Origin of the sequence: Marinobacter sp. DS40M6, assembly GCF_028581595.1 — a bacterium.
GTDB classification, from domain to species: domain Bacteria; phylum Pseudomonadota; class Gammaproteobacteria; order Pseudomonadales; family Oleiphilaceae; genus Marinobacter; species Marinobacter salarius.
This window is the reverse complement of sequence record NZ_JAFCAE010000007.1, coordinates 216,854-232,749: the sequence shown is the minus strand read 5'-3', so window position 1 is coordinate 232,749 and position 15,896 is coordinate 216,854. Positions and strand designations below refer to the sequence as shown.

General features: G+C 57.7%; 13 protein-coding genes. 6 read left to right on the top strand and 7 right to left on the bottom strand.

The window, feature by feature from the left end:
• On the bottom strand, positions 1–1,497 hold a 1,497-nt coding region (locus JJO78_RS17815; RefSeq protein ID WP_273624324.1), incomplete at its 3' end, for an Ig-like domain-containing protein.
• 76 nt (positions 1,498–1,573) lie between these two features.
• On the bottom strand, positions 1,574–2,401 hold the full coding sequence (locus JJO78_RS17810) for an OmpA family protein (protein WP_127401818.1): 828 nt from the start codon (positions 2,399–2,401) through the stop codon (positions 1,574–1,576).
• Between the two features lie 351 nt (positions 2,402–2,752).
• Here JJO78_RS17810 and JJO78_RS17805 point away from each other — a divergent pair, with 351 nt between their 5' ends.
• From JJO78_RS17805 to JJO78_RS17785, 5 genes are all read left to right on the top strand, one after another.
• A complete protein-coding gene (locus tag JJO78_RS17805; RefSeq protein WP_228211018.1) occupies positions 2,753–3,418 on the top strand; it encodes a GntR family transcriptional regulator in 666 nt (221 codons plus the stop codon).
• Between the two features lie 423 nt (positions 3,419–3,841).
• Positions 3,842–4,876 carry a DUF6160 family protein gene (locus JJO78_RS17800; RefSeq protein ID WP_273624323.1) on the top strand — a complete coding sequence of 345 codons (1,035 nt, stop codon included), beginning with the start codon at positions 3,842–3,844 and terminating at the stop codon, positions 4,874–4,876.
• A gap of 65 nt (positions 4,877–4,941) precedes the next feature.
• The gene (locus JJO78_RS17795; protein ID WP_273624322.1) at positions 4,942–6,000 is read left to right on the top strand and encodes a lysylphosphatidylglycerol synthase transmembrane domain-containing protein; all 1,059 of its coding nucleotides are present in this window, start codon (positions 4,942–4,944) and stop codon (positions 5,998–6,000) included.
• Positions 5,997–8,213, top strand: a complete 2,217-nt coding sequence (locus JJO78_RS17790; protein WP_199480827.1) for a glycosyltransferase — start codon at positions 5,997–5,999, stop codon at positions 8,211–8,213. Before JJO78_RS17795 ends, JJO78_RS17790 begins: the two co-directional genes overlap by 4 nt.
• 92 nt (positions 8,214–8,305) lie before the next feature.
• Complete coding sequence (locus tag JJO78_RS17785) at positions 8,306–9,253, top strand: YbgA family protein (RefSeq protein WP_091642961.1); 948 nt, start codon at positions 8,306–8,308, stop codon at positions 9,251–9,253.
• A gap of 7 nt (positions 9,254–9,260) precedes the next feature.
• On the opposite strand, the gene JJO78_RS17780 is transcribed toward JJO78_RS17785, so the two are convergent.
• The 4 genes from JJO78_RS17780 to JJO78_RS17765 form a co-directional block, all read right to left on the bottom strand.
• Positions 9,261–9,992 carry a DUF481 domain-containing protein gene (locus tag JJO78_RS17780; protein WP_126811704.1) on the bottom strand — a complete coding sequence of 244 codons (732 nt, stop codon included), beginning with the start codon at positions 9,990–9,992 and terminating at the stop codon, positions 9,261–9,263.
• Between the two features lie 19 nt (positions 9,993–10,011).
• Positions 10,012–11,022 carry an oxygen-dependent tRNA uridine(34) hydroxylase TrhO gene (gene trhO, locus JJO78_RS17775; RefSeq protein ID WP_151982957.1) on the bottom strand — a complete coding sequence of 337 codons (1,011 nt, stop codon included), beginning with the start codon at positions 11,020–11,022 and terminating at the stop codon, positions 10,012–10,014.
• Positions 11,023–11,199: 177 nt separating this feature from the next.
• Positions 11,200–11,757 (bottom strand): porin family protein, encoded by a 558-nt coding sequence (locus JJO78_RS17770; protein WP_228211016.1) that lies wholly within the window; start codon positions 11,755–11,757, stop codon positions 11,200–11,202.
• Between the two features lie 166 nt (positions 11,758–11,923).
• Positions 11,924–12,655 carry a DsbA family protein gene (locus JJO78_RS17765; RefSeq protein WP_085679329.1) on the bottom strand — a complete coding sequence of 244 codons (732 nt, stop codon included), beginning with the start codon at positions 12,653–12,655 and terminating at the stop codon, positions 11,924–11,926.
• Positions 12,656–12,762: 107 nt separating this feature from the next.
• On the opposite strand from JJO78_RS17765, the gene JJO78_RS17760 reads away from it, so the two are divergent.
• The gene (locus JJO78_RS17760) at positions 12,763–13,728 is read left to right on the top strand and encodes an NAD(P)H-dependent flavin oxidoreductase (protein ID WP_091642953.1); all 966 of its coding nucleotides are present in this window, start codon (positions 12,763–12,765) and stop codon (positions 13,726–13,728) included.
• Positions 13,729–13,743: 15 nt separating this feature from the next.
• Here the strand turns inward: JJO78_RS17760 and JJO78_RS17755 are convergent, their stop codons facing one another.
• A complete protein-coding gene (locus JJO78_RS17755) occupies positions 13,744–15,684 on the bottom strand; it encodes a methyl-accepting chemotaxis protein (protein WP_269399701.1) in 1,941 nt (646 codons plus the stop codon).
• Between the last annotated feature and the right edge of the window lie 212 nt (positions 15,685–15,896).

The following is a 15,896-nucleotide window of genomic DNA, read 5'->3' as shown; positions in this document are numbered from 1 at the left end:
GCCCGACTCGTCGGTCTGGCGCGCCAGCACCTCCCCTTCGGCGTACTCGCCCGCCGGCAGCTCAAAGCCATTGCCGGTGCCGTCGTTCCAGGTGGTCCCGCCATCGGTGGAGTACGACCAGGTGACTCCGGGTTCCAGGCCACCGACCGTGACGGTACCGTCGATGGTCACGCCATCGCCGTCGGTGCCGGTGTCGTTCGCCAACGCCAGCGTCGGTGCATTCGGAGCCACTGTGTCTACGGTCAGTTCGAACGTGCTACTGACAGGCGATTCGTTCCCTGCCACATCAGTGGCCATGGCGGTGAAGTTGTGGCCACCTTCCGCCAGGGCCGGTGTTTCGAAACTCCAGTTCCCCCCACTATCCGTCACCGTTGTACCGATCGCATTACCATCCAGGAACACTGTCACCGTACTGCCCGCTTCGGCAGTACCGCTCAAGATCGGCGTGGTCTCATCGGTGCTCGATCCGGCCGGTAGATCGCCCGTCACACTACCGGTATCGTCAGTGGCCGTATCAATCGTCGGGATATGCGGAGCGGTAGCAGTGGTCGGGGCAGACACGTTGCCCGCCCCATCGGTACTGGTGACTTCAACACTCTCACCATTGGTCAACGGTTCATCCAGGCTGACCAGGTATTGACCATTATCGTCAACGGTGGCGCTGCCCAGTTCGTTACCGCTGCCATCGGTGACGGTCACTACGCTGCCCGGTTCGGCCGTGCCGCTAACTTCATTGCCAGCGTCGTTGAAGTCGACGCTCGGGCTATCCGGAGCTGTCATGTCAGGCGCAGTCACTGTGGCCCGGTAGTATTCGTTGCCGGCCTCATCGGTCGCAGTAACCACCATCACTTCGCCGTTGGTTAGCGGCTCGTCCAAGTCGATACTGTACCTGCCGTCATCACCGACGGTAGCCCGGCCCAGCTCGATACCACTGGTGGCATAGGCGACGATTACGGTGCTACCCGGTTCAGCAACGCCTCTAACCTGGTCACCAGTATCGCTAACGCTGGCCCGGGATACGTCAGGAGGAACGTCATCTCCTGCGGAGTCACCCGATGAGGATCCACCAGATGATCCAACAGCCACTGCACCGGCCACCGCGGCAGCTCCGCCAATCCCCGCTAGCAGCCACCAGCCGGACCCATCCCCCGCACCCGCACCCGCACCCGCAATTTCATCAACGGTTATCTCAGCAAAGGAAAATTCAGACCAGGGCGAATCGTACTGCCCCCACCAAAAAATACCGCTGGAGTCTTTGAGAACCAGTTCGTTTCTCTGGTCGTCACCCGGAGCGAAAAACCCCTCGATGACAATCGACTCTCCCGACGTGAGGGTGACCAGCAAATCGTCTGCCACCGTGTCAATGGACGCAATTTCCTCGGGGCCAACCGAAAGCGTTATTACGCTGTTAGTCGGGTTATCCAACGCATCGAGCTCTACTTCTGAGCTCTGACCAGTTTCCTTGTTGGTTACCATCACTGCTGTCAGGTCACGCATATTCCCCCCCACTAACAAATACGCAAAGAAGCTCAACTAGCCTCTTCGTAGCACCTTCTATCCCTCACGCTATTCGTTAAGAGCTATCCCCGACTCGCCGCTCGAAAACTTCAATTTCAACTCGACGATTCGGCTGAAGACATTGCTTCAGCTCTTCCACTTGATCGGTCTGACAGACCACAACAGGCTCCGTCTCGCCTCGCCCCTCAGCGATCATTGCGCTATTACTCAGGCCGGATTTCGCCAACTGACGTCGCACCGCCTCAGCCCGGCGCTGAGAGAGGCCCATGTTGGAGTCGAAAGAGCCGAGCCGGTCCGTGTGTCCGATCAACGTGACCATCGGGTTCTGATAGGCGGCCTGCAGATTTTCGGCGACTTCTCGCAAACGGTCCTTGCCCTGGGAGGTCAGTTCCGACTCACCGAAACCAAAGAGAATATCTGCGGAGAGAGTTACTACCTGTACCTTCGGTTCAGGCTTCGCCTCCGCCGGTGGCGGGACGGTCAATGTCTGAGCCAGGTTCTCACACGTGTGTCGGCGCCAGTGAGTCGACTCGACTGTTCCATCAGGCCTGAAAACGATTTTGTATTGGCAGACCAGTTCACTGTCACCGCCTGCGATGGAAAAGTTGACGTTATAGTGCCAGTGGGAAAGGTTGCCATGGGAGGTACGGTCAGCAGGAGGCCCCAACAACGCCTCTACTTGACTGCCAGACATTTCAGAGGAAATATTTCCAAGATCCAGGATGCTGTAATCACGCCCAAGGCGTAGCGGCGTCGCCCCTAGCTCGGTAGGCTGGACAACTTCGTCGGGGAAAGGTGATTCTGCGGAATTCGCTGAAAACGAGAGTATCGCTACAAGGCCGACGACTAAGTTCGGAACAGACAAAAATCTGGTGGGGCTCATCCATGCCTCCTTACTGTTTTGCTTCTCTCATTAAGAAGCAAAGCAACAACTCATAAATCAATTACATTCCACTGACCTCCATGACAAGAGTCATGAAGCGGAATAATCACTATCATCAAGTTGAAAGTCGATTCACTACAATTAAGCTAGCAGGTAAACACGATTTCTACCAAATCAGCGTTTACGTCCAAGCAAACAAACAGCGAGGTTCAACTCAGTCTGTTATCCACGCGGCAATGCCTGTCCCTAAACTCCCTGGCAAATTCTCTCGCAACCCAGTATCAACTCTTCCGCCAGCCCATTAATATAGTGCTACTTTTGCGTCTGGACGATAATAAGGCCTTTTAAACCATGGATTTCCAGGTCCCCAACACCCTCGCCGAGCAGATTGCCAACTATCTGGCCGAGCGCATTATGACCGGGCAGATAAAACCCGGAGAGCGTTTGCAGGAGGCGACGACCGCCACGGAACTGAAGGTAAGCCGGGCATCTGTGAAAGAGGCCCTATATACCCTGGAACGCTGGCACCTGATCGAGATCACCCCACGTAAGGGCGCGTCGGCCACCAAGCTGGATGCGGTGCATGCCTCAGAGCTCTATGACGTGTACATGCACCTGTTAATCATGCTGGCGCGGCGTTTGTGTGAGCGTTGGCGGGAAGAGGACAAAGCCGCGTTGTTGTCAGCGGTTGGACACGTCACTGGCCAGATGCAGCGCAAGGACGCCAATATCACGGCCATTGTGGAAGCGAGCTTTGAAGTAATGGGCGTCTGCTGCCAAGTCGTCGGCAATCCCTACCTCACGGAGGCTCTGACCAACTTCAAGCCCGCTGTCAGCCGGGCTTACTATCTGAGTGCAGACCGATACCGGCAGGATCTGGACCGTACCGGCCGTTTCTTTACCAATCTGACGAATGCCATCCTGGCGCGGGATGCTGGTGAATCCGAGGCACTGGTGGCGGATTTCGGCGCTCACCAGAAGGCGCTGATTCACCAGGCCTTGGCCCCTTCGGCCTAGTGTCCCGTCTGGCTAATTCGCTGACCTACTGAGCCACTGAGAGCCTTGATAGCAAGGCGCGATGGCGAAGGTTTGGTGGCTCCAAATCGAGTCAGCGCAACACTGCTATCAAGGCTCTCAGTGGCTCCCGAAGGGCGCGGCGCTAGGGCCCCAGGCCTGTGTTGCCAGCACTTGATGTGGAGCCACCACACCTGCGCACTGGCGCCTTGGCCAGGAGCCCCAGCGCCGCGCAGTAGGCCAGCGAATTAGCCAAACGGGACACTAGTCTGTGACCTGACTCACAGACTCCTGTCCCTATCCCACCTATCGTAACAGTCTGTAACAAACTCCTAAGTCCGCTGCGCTGGTCAGGTTGTCCCCTGCGGCTACACAATGACTGAGACCGGTCTGAAGCCGGCATAACAACAACGATCCGGGGCCACCATGACACGTCGAAACGCCCGCAAGCGCCTGAAACCGTTCAGACCTGCCCTGCGCAGGTTCTTTACCCTGAGCCTGACCGCCAGTCTATCATTGCCGGTGATGGCCGACTTCCGCCCACTGGACGACAGTACCCTGGGCAACGTCACTGGCCAGACTGGCGTCACCATCGAGATGGAAACCAGGATTGAGATGGACCGACTGAGCTGGACGGATGAAGGCTCGCTGAACGTCAATGGCATTCGCCTGTCCGGTCAGAACGATACAGTGCTGGACAACCTCAAGCTGACGCTGGACATTGCCGGCCAGGATGAGGTGCTTGAATACGGCTTCTCCGAGATTGCCCGCCGCGCCGACGCCGGCCTTCTGGATGTCTCCAATCCGGATGTGGCCGATGCCCTCGCCCGCTATGCCGTGGGTGGTGGTTACGGCAAACAGTTCGATAGCGGTGACCTGGTGATTCACCTGGGTGCCACAGATTACGGCGACCCGACCAGCCTGGACGATTACCTGCAGGCCGTGGATTTCGAGCTGGCCGTAGACAGTGTTGAAGCAACCGGCTCCGGCGGCACTGCCAGCCTGTTCTCCAATATCATGCTGCAGGGTTATATCGGCCCCACCGATCTGGTGATCCGCAACCAGGGTAACAATACCCGTACGCTGGCCAACGGTAACGTGGTGTCTGGCTCGGAACTGCAGCTCGACACCCACTTTGAAATCACCAACGGTAATCTCAACTGGGATGCCGCCGACGTCATTCTAATATTCAACTTTGCCGCCGTTGGCATCGAAGGGCTGCAGATCCACAACCGCCGGGGCGACGATACCCTGGGTCACTTCGGGATGGCCAGTGCCACCGCGAAGCTGTCCAGGGGCACCAGCGCGTCGTCTGGAAAGGAAGGCCTTTCCATCCATGAGGTAGACTTCCGGGCCGATATTGATATGCCAGTGTTCAAAGTCGGTGGCACCAGTATCGGCTCCGTACAGTTCACGGATTTTGCCATTAAAAACACCACTATGATGGTGTATGGCCACTAGCAAGACACTGGACAAGCCCCCCGCCCCCAACAGTAAACTGCCCGTCTCTTAACGGCGGGCAGTCCATGACCAACATCCCGGATCAAGATTATCAGCAGCGCGCGTCCTGGCGCAGGCTTACTGTTTTCAGCCTGATATTTATCGCCATGACCGCCGCCGGGCTCTATGCAGTGTACGACCAGTTCGCCGGGCGCAGCGTAACCTTCGACGACCGACTGGTCTCGCCTCAGGCGCTTGTTTCCATCATTGCCCTGCTGGTGGTCTACTTTGCGGCGGACGGGCTGCGGTTGCACTTCACCCTTCGGGCACTGGGGCACCGCCTGCCCTTCCCGGCGATTTTCCGGCTGGTGTTCATCAACCTGTTCTTCTCCAACGTGACGCCCATGGCCACTGGGGGTGGCTTCGCGCAGATCTGGTATCTCCAACACCATGGCGTGCCGGTCGGCCGCGCCACGGCGGCCACCACCATCCGCACCGTAATCGCGGTGATCTTTATCTTTTCGCTGACCCCCGTATTCCTGCTGACTCTGAATGCCCTGGATAACCAGCCCCTGGTCGGAGAACTGGGGCCGGTGCTCGCTGTGTTGATTCTCCTGTATCTCGGTTTTTTCATGGTGGTGCTGTTCCGTACCCGATGGCTGATTGCGCCCTTGGGCCGGCTCTTGAGCACACTACACCGGTTTCACCTGATCGGGGAACGCCGGCATCAGCGCTGGCAGTTCAAGACCAAGCGGGAGATGCTGCGTTTTTCTCACAGTTTCGGCGACTACCTCCGGGGCCCCAAACAGTTCGTCGCGCTATCAGTGCTGTTTACCTTTGTGTTCCTGCTCAGCCTATTCAGTTTCCCGGCGTTGCTAATCTCCGCACTGGATTACGAGGTAGACTACCTGGTGAGCACGGGACTACTGGTGGTTACCACCTTTGTGATGTACTTTTCACCCACACCCGGTGCGTCTGGCATTTCGGAAGGGGTGTTCGGCAGCTTCTTCCAGGACATACTCACGGCCAACCACCTGGTACTGGTGACCATTAGCTGGCGATTCATCACCATCTACCTCGGCATGCTGGCAGGCCTGGTGATACTGCAGCGGGAACTGGTGAGAAACAGGAAGGCATCCCAATGACACGACGTCACCCGTTAAAAGTGCTGTTTTACATCAGCCTGACGATTGTTGTGCTGCTGATCGGGTACAAGGCCTACCTGAACCTGTTCGAGCCGGATTTCGAGGCCCTGCACACGGAACAGGTCGCCCGCATTCACGACATGCTCTCTGATGATGGCGGTTTCAGTTTCGCGGTCGTGGGCAACATCAACAATTCCGTGGGCGTTTTCGAAGAACGCATGATACCGGCCCTCAACCAGTCCGGCGTGGATTTTATGGTGTCCGCCGGTAACGCAGTGAGTGGCGGCGGCGAGGACAAGTACCGGGCCATCCAGGGCTCGCTGACCCACCTGGACATTCCCTACCTGCTGACCTTCGGTGAAAACGAGTACGAGAACTTTGGCAGTTACCGGTTTTACGACCACTTCGGCCCTCACTTCTTCAGCATCAAGGCCGGCGGCGCCCGCCTGATCTTCCTCGACAGCACCAGCAAGACGCCCTGGCGATGGCAGATCCGCTGGCTCAATGACCTGTTAAGCCAGGAGCCCAACCGGCTGCGTTTTCTCTTCATCGGTCACCCGCTGCTCCACCCGGATCAGGAAGCCCCTTTCGAGCAGGATAATGATTTCCTGCACCCCCCTGAGTTCCGCACCGCCCTGATGGACGCCATCGATCGGCACGATGTGGATATGGTGTTTTCAGCGAACCTGTCGCTGTACGCGGATCAGGTCGAGGGTGATACACGCTTTATCACCACCGGCGGAGCGGGCGGGCTGGTGCTGAACAACGACACCAGTTTCTACCACTATGTGCGCGTCGATGTGAACGACGACGGCGAAATCAGCCATTCGATGGTGCGCCTGGAGGCGAGACAACACCCTGTATTGAGTACCCTGGAATCCCTGTGGTTCTTTATCTACTCGCTGTTTTATGTGGGCTATGTAAACTTCATCCTGCTGGTGGCAGTGTTCATACTGATCAGCACCAAGCTTTACACCGCTATTTTCGTGGCGAAAGACTACTATCCGGACTACGATCTGGACCCCCAGCCCTGGCTGTCGAAACCCTTGCGGGTGGCCATGTTCACCAACAACTACCTGCCGTTCATTGGCGGCGTGCCCATCTCCATCGCACGCCTGCGCAAAGGCCTGGAAACCCTGGGGGACATCATCCTCATCGTTTGCCCCCGCTATCGCGACCAGCCACGCGAGGAGACCAATGTGGTGCGGGTGCCCTCCCTGCTGGCTATGGGGGAGAAACGGGAGTTCCGCCTTGCCAACATCTTCCTGGCAAGAATCCGCCAACAGGTCAGAGCGTTCAAACCCGACATCATCCACCTTCACCACCCCATCTGGCTGGGCTCGCTGGGGCTGTTCGTGGCCCGTCGCCTGAAAGTACCGGCGGTGTACACCTACCACACCCGGCTGGAGCACTATGCCCACTTCGTGCCGCTGCCGGGCAATCTGTTCCGCAACCTGATTTCCCACGAGCTGATCAAACGTTTCGCCAACAAATGCGATGGCGTGATTGTGCCCACCTACTCCACCGAGGAATACCTGCGGATGATCGGTGTGAAAAGCCCCACATTCGTTCAGCCGACGGGCATTGAGTACCAGAAGTTCCAGGAAGTGGACGACAGCGACGTTCGCAAACTGCGGGATTCCCTGGGCATCGGCAATGAGACCGTGTTTGTCAGCGTCTCGCGGCTGTCCAACGAGAAGAACATTGATTTCATGATCGATGCCATTGAGGAGCTTCGCCGGCGGACAGACCGTCCTTTCCGGTTCCTGATGATTGGTGAAGGGCATCAGCACGAGCGACTGCAGCAGCGCATTGATGAACTGGGACTTCAGGATTGCTTTACACTCGTCGGTTCCATCCCGCCGGACGATATGGCCACCTGGTATCACCTGGGAGATGCCTTCCTGTTCGCCTCCAAATCCGAAACCCAGGGCATGGTGATCCTGGAAGCCATGGCCGCCGGGTTACCAGTGGTGGCGGTGCGTTCCAGTGGCATTGAAGACGTAGTGCGCCACGGCTACAACGGCTTCAAGACGCCGGAAAAGCAGGACCAGTGGTGTGACCATGTGCAACAATTGCTGGAAGACGACACCCTGCGCCAGGAACTGGCCGAGCACGCACTGGCGTTCGCGGCGGACTATTCTGTCGAGCAGTTTGCCCGTGATATGCGGGAAATCTATGCCCTGACCCTGGCGCGATCAGCCTCCCGCTGAGTGATTCATCACGCCGCTTTTAACTTTGGAGATGATCGGTCTAGACTGGAAAAGCGTACTTTAAAGGACCTTTTTCGATTCGGAGACTGACAGTGACAGGCATTCCCGTTGGTATCAGCACCTGCCTGCTGGGCAAGGAAGTTCGCCATGATGGCGGCCACAAGCATTCCCGCTTCTGCACCCAGGTACTTTCCCGCCATTTCGAGTTTCGTTCCATCTGTCCGGAGCTGGAAGCGGGCCTCGGTGTGCCCCGGCCCGCCATTCACCTGCGTGAATATCACGACGGCCTGAAGCTGATCGAAACCAAAGGCACGGCGGACCATACGGATGCCATGCAGGGATTTATCGACCAGGTTCTACCGACTCTGGCGGATTTGCGGGGCTACATCCTGATGGCCAAGTCTCCCAGCTGCGGCATGGAGCGCATCAAGGTGCACAATGAAGATGGCAATGTCACCCGCAGGGATGGCCGGGGACTGTTTGCTGAGGCACTGATTCGTCGCTACCCGCTGATGCCGGTGGAAGAAGAGGGCCGCCTGAACGACGACATGTTGAGGGAAAACTTTATAGAGCGAGTATTTGCCTACGATGACTGGATGCAGAACGTGGCTGGCGACAACCTCACCGCCCGTGCACTGATCGAGTTCCACACCCGCCACAAGTTCCAGCTATTGGCTCATTCCGAGAAGATCTATCGGCAGTTGGGGCCAATGCTCGGCGACCTGAAATCAGAGCCGTTGAAAGACATTGCTGACCGATACATCGCGTCGTTCATGGAAGCGATGACCCAGCGGGTCAGCCGGGGTTCCCACGTGAACGCCATGCAGCACCTGATGGGTTATCTGCGGGATTCCATGGCGGAGGAGGACCGGCAGGTACTGATGGAGCAGGTAGACGCCTACCACCGGGGCGAAGTACCGTTGGTGGTGCCGATGACCCTGCTGCGGATGGCCCAGCGGCGGGAGCCGGTGGACTACCTCAGCAGCCAGAAGTACCTGACCCCCTACCCGGATGAGCTGGGGCTCAGGAATCGGGTATAACGCCTGGTCAGAATCCGTAGAGCAGTGACACAGACACCTGGGTGTCGGTGTCGTCGGCCCCTTCCGGCTCGTCGGAAACATGCTGGACCAGATACGCGGCCTTCATGGACAGGTTACCCACAACGGTTGCCTGTATGGATGTTTCCGATTCGCTGATGGTGTTGTTCTCTGACAGACCGATTTCGGTACTCAGCTTCTGACGAAACAACGCCGTATCGGACAGAGCGTAATCGAACTTGCCTGCCAACCGGGCGATGGCTTCTTCTTCCTCCTGATTGCCGTCTGCTTCCGGTTCCTCGAGCCGGTTAAACCGGTAACCGCCACCGACAGACAGGTCAAGAAAAGAACGTTTGCCACGTTGCCAGACCCGGTTACCGTAACCGGTGGTCAACGAGGACTGGAAGTCATACCCGGAAAATCGATCGTCTTCATACGCTCCGCGTACGAACAGGTACTGGCTGCCCTCGAATTTGTAATCAGACTGCACTTCAGCGCTGTATTTTTCGGCCGTCGTGGTGTCATCCGTCTCTGAATAGGTTGAACGGAAATCACCGGTATTCCGCCAGTCCGCGATCTCATGTTTCAGCCCGAGACGACCGTTGACGTTGGTTTCCTCCGTGTTGCCGGAGGTGATCAGCACACCGACTTCCCCTTCGCCTTCCCACTCTTCAAACTCTTGGCCGAAAACCATGGGCGATGCCGCCAGTGTGACGACCGCCAGGGTTGCTCTGAACTGCATGGAATCTCCTTGTTTCCTGTCAGGATTTCGCGCGGCGCTCCCCCATAGCACTTTTGCGGGCCTGCTCCTCACGTTCTGCCTTTTTACGGGCCTTGCGCTCCGCAATGAGACGTGCCGCTTCACCGCCCACATGGGTTTCACCCCGCTGTTCCGCCAGTCGCATTTGCCGCTCACGCTCGGCAAAACGGGCTTTCTGCTCCTCCGTCAACGAATCGATGCAACGGTGGCAACTCACGCCCTGCTCATACTCCGGGCGCTGCTTGTCTTCCTCGGTGATCGGCCGGCGGCAGGCGTGGCACTGATCGAACTCACCCCGTTCCAGCTTGTGGTTCACCGTTACCCGGTCATCGAATACAAAGCACTCTCCGTGCCACAGGCTTTGTGATTCCGGGACTTCTTCGAGGTACCGGAGAATACCTCCCTTCAGGTGGTAGACCTCATCAAACCCCTGCTCCTTCAGGAACGCCGTGGACTTTTCACAACGGATGCCGCCGGTGCAGAACATGGCCACCTTCTTGTGTTTCGAAGGGTCCAGGTTCTCTTTGACATACTCCGGGAACTCACGAAACGTATCCGTGGCCGGGTTCCTGGCGTTCTGGAAAGTCCCAATCTCCACTTCGTACTGATTGCGTGTGTCCACCACCAGTACGTCCGGATCGGAGATGAGATCATTCCATTCTTTCGGGTCTACATAGGTGCCGACGATCCGTTTCGGGTCGATGCCCTCCACACCCATGGTGACGATCTCTTTCTTGAGCTTCACTTTGGTCCGCTTGAAGGGCTGGATGTCGACGAACGATTCTTTGTAGTCGATGCCTTCGAACCGCTGATCAGCCTCCAACCAGCCGCGAATGGCATCCACACCTTCACGACTGCCGGCTATGGTGCCGTTAATGCCCTCACGGGCCAGCAGCAATGTGCCGTGTACCTCTTTCTCCAACATCAGATCCAGCAATGGCTGACGAAGGGTTTTGTAATCATTCAGGACTGCGAACTTATAAAGCGCACAGACAACAACATCCTGGCTCATGAGTCTGGTTTCTCCTGCGGGCCGGACCGTAAATCCGGAGCATGGTTGATAATCGCCAACGGGCGTGAGGGTGCCATTCTAACGAATACGGGCGAGGGAGAGTATTACGGGGGGTTACAGGGACGTCATTAACAATGCCCGGCGCCCCAAAGGCGGCACCGGGTGATCAGGCTATGCTCAGAACAGAACAGCAAAACCCACGGAGACGCCGGAAATTTCTGCGCCATCCTTATCGATGTACTGCATGTACTCGCCGTTGACCTGAAAATCCTTGTTGATGTTCAGGTTGGCGCCCACGCCGTAGGAGATATCGGACTCAGACTCTGAGTCACTGAAAGAGTTACCAAACCCGCTCGCGGAGGCCGTCAGTTCACCCTTGGTGACGCCAACAATGGCGTAGGGGTATACGGGGCTTTCGTTGGGAAGGCCCAGAACCATGTAGCCACCCACCAGGTAATCCAGTTCAAGATCCAGGGATACACCGTTAAAACTGGTCGAGTCGTCTTTGGCGCCGAAACCGGCACGGAACTCGGCTGCCAGGTACGGGTTGATTTGCGCACCGGCCTTGCCCACCAGGGCGCCCAGGTCAAAGTCTTCTGAAATGCCATCTTCTTCGTAGGTTACGAAGGCGTAGTTGAGGCCCACATAGCCACCTTCCAGGGAATCCTGTGCAGCCGCACCGGATGCAAAAGAAGCCATTACGGCAAAGGCCGAACCCAAAACAATCTTATTCATCACTACTTGCTCCTTGATGAAGGCTTGCCCCAGAGCCTCAACTTCTTGCGTTTATCCGTCGATTTTGAGGGCACATGAATGATAATTCATTTTGTGAGAAATTCCCCGACCCCAACTAAAAAACTCCCGCCGTACGGGAGTTTTCCAGGGAGAACCGGTCGCCGTATTATTGCTGGGAACCGGCCAACTCCCGCTCAACCACCGCCGACAATTGTCCCCATCCGGGGCGGGTCAGGCGGATATTGTCCACCAACACGGTTGGAGTACTGGTAACGCGAAGCTGCATGGCCACTCGACGGCTCTGTTCGATTTCTTCGACGTGAAGATCTGTCGTCATGCACCGGCTGAAACGGCGCTCATCGAGCCCCAGGTCCTCAGCGTAGCGGCTAAAGGTATCAACTGGGCTGCCGGAGCCGCTCCATTCGGTCTGCATGTCGAACAACTTGTCGTGCATGACCCAGTAGCTGTCCTGGTCACCGGCACAGCGCGCTGCCTGGGCCGCAGGCATGGCGTTGTCGTGTTGCTGGAGTGGCAGATCAAAGTACACAAACCGCACCTTGCCGGACTCCACGTATTCCTGTTTCAACTGCTGGCTGGCGTCCGAAAAACGCGCGCAGGCGGGGCACTGGTAGTCTGCGAACTCCCGCACCACCACGGGTGCGTCTTCGTCACCAACGGAGACGCCAAAGCGATCCAGCTGGGCAGGAAACGGGTCGGCATTGGGGCCGGCAACCGGCAACTCATCCGAGGTGGGGGCCGGACTCGCGGTCAAGAAAAAGACGCCCACCGCAACAAAAACAAGAACGATGACACTGATGCCGATATACAACGACTTACGATCTTTCTTCCTGTTGGGCGGCGGTGCGCCGGTCTCTTTTCTTCTTTTTGCCTCGCCCATGGTAGAGCTCCTTGTTGTTTATTCATTCGTGGACGTTTTCATGCGGTAATGAGCACGCTAAGATCTTTATACATTACATAAGTTCCAACAAAAATTAAGGAATTCTCATGGCCTTACCTGAATCCCTGAAGACATCGCTGAGTCTCCCGCTGGTGGCGGCACCCATGTTTCTGATCTCCGGACCGGAGATGGCGCTGGCCTGCTGCAAGCAGGGTATCGTTGGCAGCTTCCCGGCCCTGAACCAGCGCACCAGCGAAGGCTTCGAGGAATGGGTGATTCAGATGAACGAAGGCCTGAAGGACTTCCGGGAAACCCATCCGGGCCAGACAGCCGCGCCTTATGCCGTGAATCTCATCGTACATCGCACGAACCCACGCTGGGAGGCCGATCTGGACCTGTGCGTCAAACACCAGGTGCCCATCGTGATCACCTCCCTGGGAGCCGCCACCAAGGTGACTGAAGCGGTGCACAGTTACGGCGGCCTGGTGTTCCACGATGTCACCAACCAGAAACACGCCCGCAAAGCGGCCGAAGCAGGCGTTGATGGCATTATCGCGGTGTCTGCCGGTGCCGGCGGCCACGCTGGCACCATTAATCCATTCGTGCTGGTGCACGAAATCCGCGAGGTGTTCGATGGCGTGATCCTGCTCGCCGGCGGGCTTTCCAACGGCGAAGACCTCCTGGCGGCTCAAGCCATGGGCGCGGACCTGTGCTATCTGGGCACACGGTTTATCAATACCACCGAATCGCGGGCGGAAGCAGCCTATCAGAACATGATCATCGAGGCGGTATCCGGCGACATTATCCACACACCGGCGGTGTCAGGGATTCCCGCCAACTTTATGCGTCAGAGTCTGGAAGCCGCCGGCTACCCCATGGATAAGCTGAACCAGGCCGGTGAGCTGAATTACGGCGACAAGCTCAAGCCCGTGGACGACGAAGCCAAAGCCTGGAAAACCGTCTGGTCCGCCGGCCAAGGCGTCAGCCAGATCACCGATGTTGTATCGGTCAGCGATCTTGTCGGGCGAATTGGTGATGAATATCGACGTGCCCGTGCGCGGCTCTGTGAGTAGAGCCGCCGAGCGCACTTATACCCGGAACTGGGATGCCTTGCCCTGCAGGGTGTCCAGTAGTTCCCCGATCTGCCCGCTGGCCTGATCTGAGCGTTCAATGGCGTCAACGGTTTCACCGGACAGGCGGGCAATGTCCGTCACGTTGACGCTGACTTCCCCCGCGTTCCTGCTCTGCTCTTCCGCAACCGCCGAAGTCTCAAGCGCGCGTTTCTGCAAACTACCCAGCATTTGGTTGATCTGGTCGAAGTGCTCGTCGGCGCGACGGAATTCGGCGGACGATTCCGCCACCTGCCCCGAAACCTGATCAATCACGGTCACGGCCTGGCGGCTGCCCCGCTGAAGGCGATCAATAATGCCCTGAATTTCCGTGGTGGATTCCTGGGTGCGGCTGGCCAGGGTACGCACTTCATCGGCCACGACCGCAAAGCCTCGCCCGGATTCGCCCGCCCTCGCCGCTTCAATGGCAGCGTTAAGCGCCAACAGGTTGGTCTGCTCAGCAATAGCTCCGATTACCGAGAGCACGGAATCAATTTCCGTACTCTGGCTGTTCAGTTCATTGACCGCCGCGACGGCCTGCTCCACGTTAGCAACAACCTGATCCAGACGCCCTCTTACATCACGGGAAATCGATGCCGTTGCCTCACTCTCCGCGTTTACGTTCTGGACGGAACCGGCTATTTCCTGGACGCTGTCAGCCACTTCGGCAATGCTGCCCGACATTGCCGACATGGTATCCGACACCTCCGCCACTTCCTGCTGCTGGCGATTAACGGCCGATACCGCATCGCGGCTGATCTGACCTTGTTCTCTGGCTCTCTCAGCGGCTGATTCGGCGGACGACTTTACCTCTGACACCAACTCCTGGATGCGCGCAATGAACTGGTTCATGCCCCGTGCCATTTCCGTCAGTTCGTCGCGGCCCTTGAGGGATACCCGTCGGGTCAGATCGGCCTCACCGTCGGCTATCTGCCAGATCGCCGAACTCAACCGGAGCACACGGGGAAGAAGGCCGCCGCCGAGCACGGCCGCCACCAGAACAATCAGCACAACCACAGAACCGATGGCAAGGAATGAGAGATTGGAGGCAAGGCTGCCCGCCTCGCGATCCAGTGCCCCCACGGTGCTATCAATACGTGCCTGCGTGTCTCCACCCATGGTGGCAAGCTGTTGCTGCAGGCGCTGGTTGACCTCCCCGGTCTCAGCCTCCAATGTCTGGCGCAGCGCGTCGATACTGCCGGTGATGGTCTCACTGAATTCTTCTTCCAGAGCAGCGAGATCACGGTTGATCCCTTCCAGTGAGAGCCCCATTTTCAGCTGACCAATCGCTGTGCCCTGAGGTTTGATATCGGCGGTGATAATCACCACGTTGGGGTCGCGGCTTGCCGCATCCAGGACCTTATTTGCCGCACCACGGCCCTCCCCCTGCTCCATTAAGGTGCGTACGCGATCATCGGTGCGATCGACATAACGGGTCAGCCTTTCCCCGTACTGATCGTAATAGACTGCAAAAAGAACCGACTCCCGGGCATCCGCCAGCTCAATGAGATCCGTCAACCGCGGCACGTCCCGATCCCAGATCAGCGGCGCGGCAACCGCGGCCAGCACCTCCGCCAGCCCCTGCGCTTCAGACATCACTGCCGACCGAACGTTGTTCGCCACCCGCTCCTGCTGAGCCGTCTGCTGGCGCGTCAATTCACCCGCCAACTCTTCCGTGGTCCTCTGCTGCATGAGCTGCAGGCGATTACGGACGTCTTCGCGCGTGTCACCAAACGACCCACTGACTTCACGGCTGCTGGCCTCAAGGGCGGAACCGGCGGTCTCCACCAGGCTGTCCACCTGATTGGATATCAGCCACTGGCTCATGGCGACCTGCACCACACCGGCAACGATCAGAATCAGGAAAACAGGTCGCAGCAAGCGGCTCGTTACCAGCGCCTTCAGAAAACGAGGGGTCATACGGGCTCCATCAACACGTGTGAATCACACATTCCGGCGGCAGGGCTCGGCCTACCCGTCCAGACTTATGATTGACTATAGAGCAAAACCCGGACCACGGAGTGACGCAATCATGTACGGATTTTGTAACGGCCCGGTGAAATTCTTTGAAACTGAGAATCCGGCAGACGAGTACCGTTAGTATGACGGGGACTCGTTTGTGAACTTTCGTG

Coding starts and splice junctions, on each gene's coding strand:
- JJO78_RS17810 (WP_127401818.1), bottom strand. CDS start 2,401: ATGAGCCCCACCAGATTTTTGTCTGTTCCGAACTTAGTCGTCGGCCTT.
- JJO78_RS17805 (WP_228211018.1), top strand. CDS start 2,753: ATGGATTTCCAGGTCCCCAACACCCTCGCCGAGCAGATTGCCAACTAT.
- JJO78_RS17800 (WP_273624323.1), top strand. CDS start 3,842: ATGACACGTCGAAACGCCCGCAAGCGCCTGAAACCGTTCAGACCTGCC.
- JJO78_RS17795 (WP_273624322.1), top strand. CDS start 4,942: ATGACCAACATCCCGGATCAAGATTATCAGCAGCGCGCGTCCTGGCGC.
- JJO78_RS17790 (WP_199480827.1), top strand. CDS start 5,997: ATGACACGACGTCACCCGTTAAAAGTGCTGTTTTACATCAGCCTGACG.
- JJO78_RS17780 (WP_126811704.1), bottom strand. CDS start 9,992: ATGCAGTTCAGAGCAACCCTGGCGGTCGTCACACTGGCGGCATCGCCC.
- trhO (WP_151982957.1), bottom strand. CDS start 11,022: ATGAGCCAGGATGTTGTTGTCTGTGCGCTTTATAAGTTCGCAGTCCTG.
- JJO78_RS17770 (WP_228211016.1), bottom strand. CDS start 11,757: ATGAATAAGATTGTTTTGGGTTCGGCCTTTGCCGTAATGGCTTCTTTT.
- JJO78_RS17765 (WP_085679329.1), bottom strand. CDS start 12,655: ATGGGCGAGGCAAAAAGAAGAAAAGAGACCGGCGCACCGCCGCCCAAC.
- JJO78_RS17760 (WP_091642953.1), top strand. CDS start 12,763: ATGGCCTTACCTGAATCCCTGAAGACATCGCTGAGTCTCCCGCTGGTG.
- JJO78_RS17755 (WP_269399701.1), bottom strand. CDS start 15,684: ATGACCCCTCGTTTTCTGAAGGCGCTGGTAACGAGCCGCTTGCTGCGA.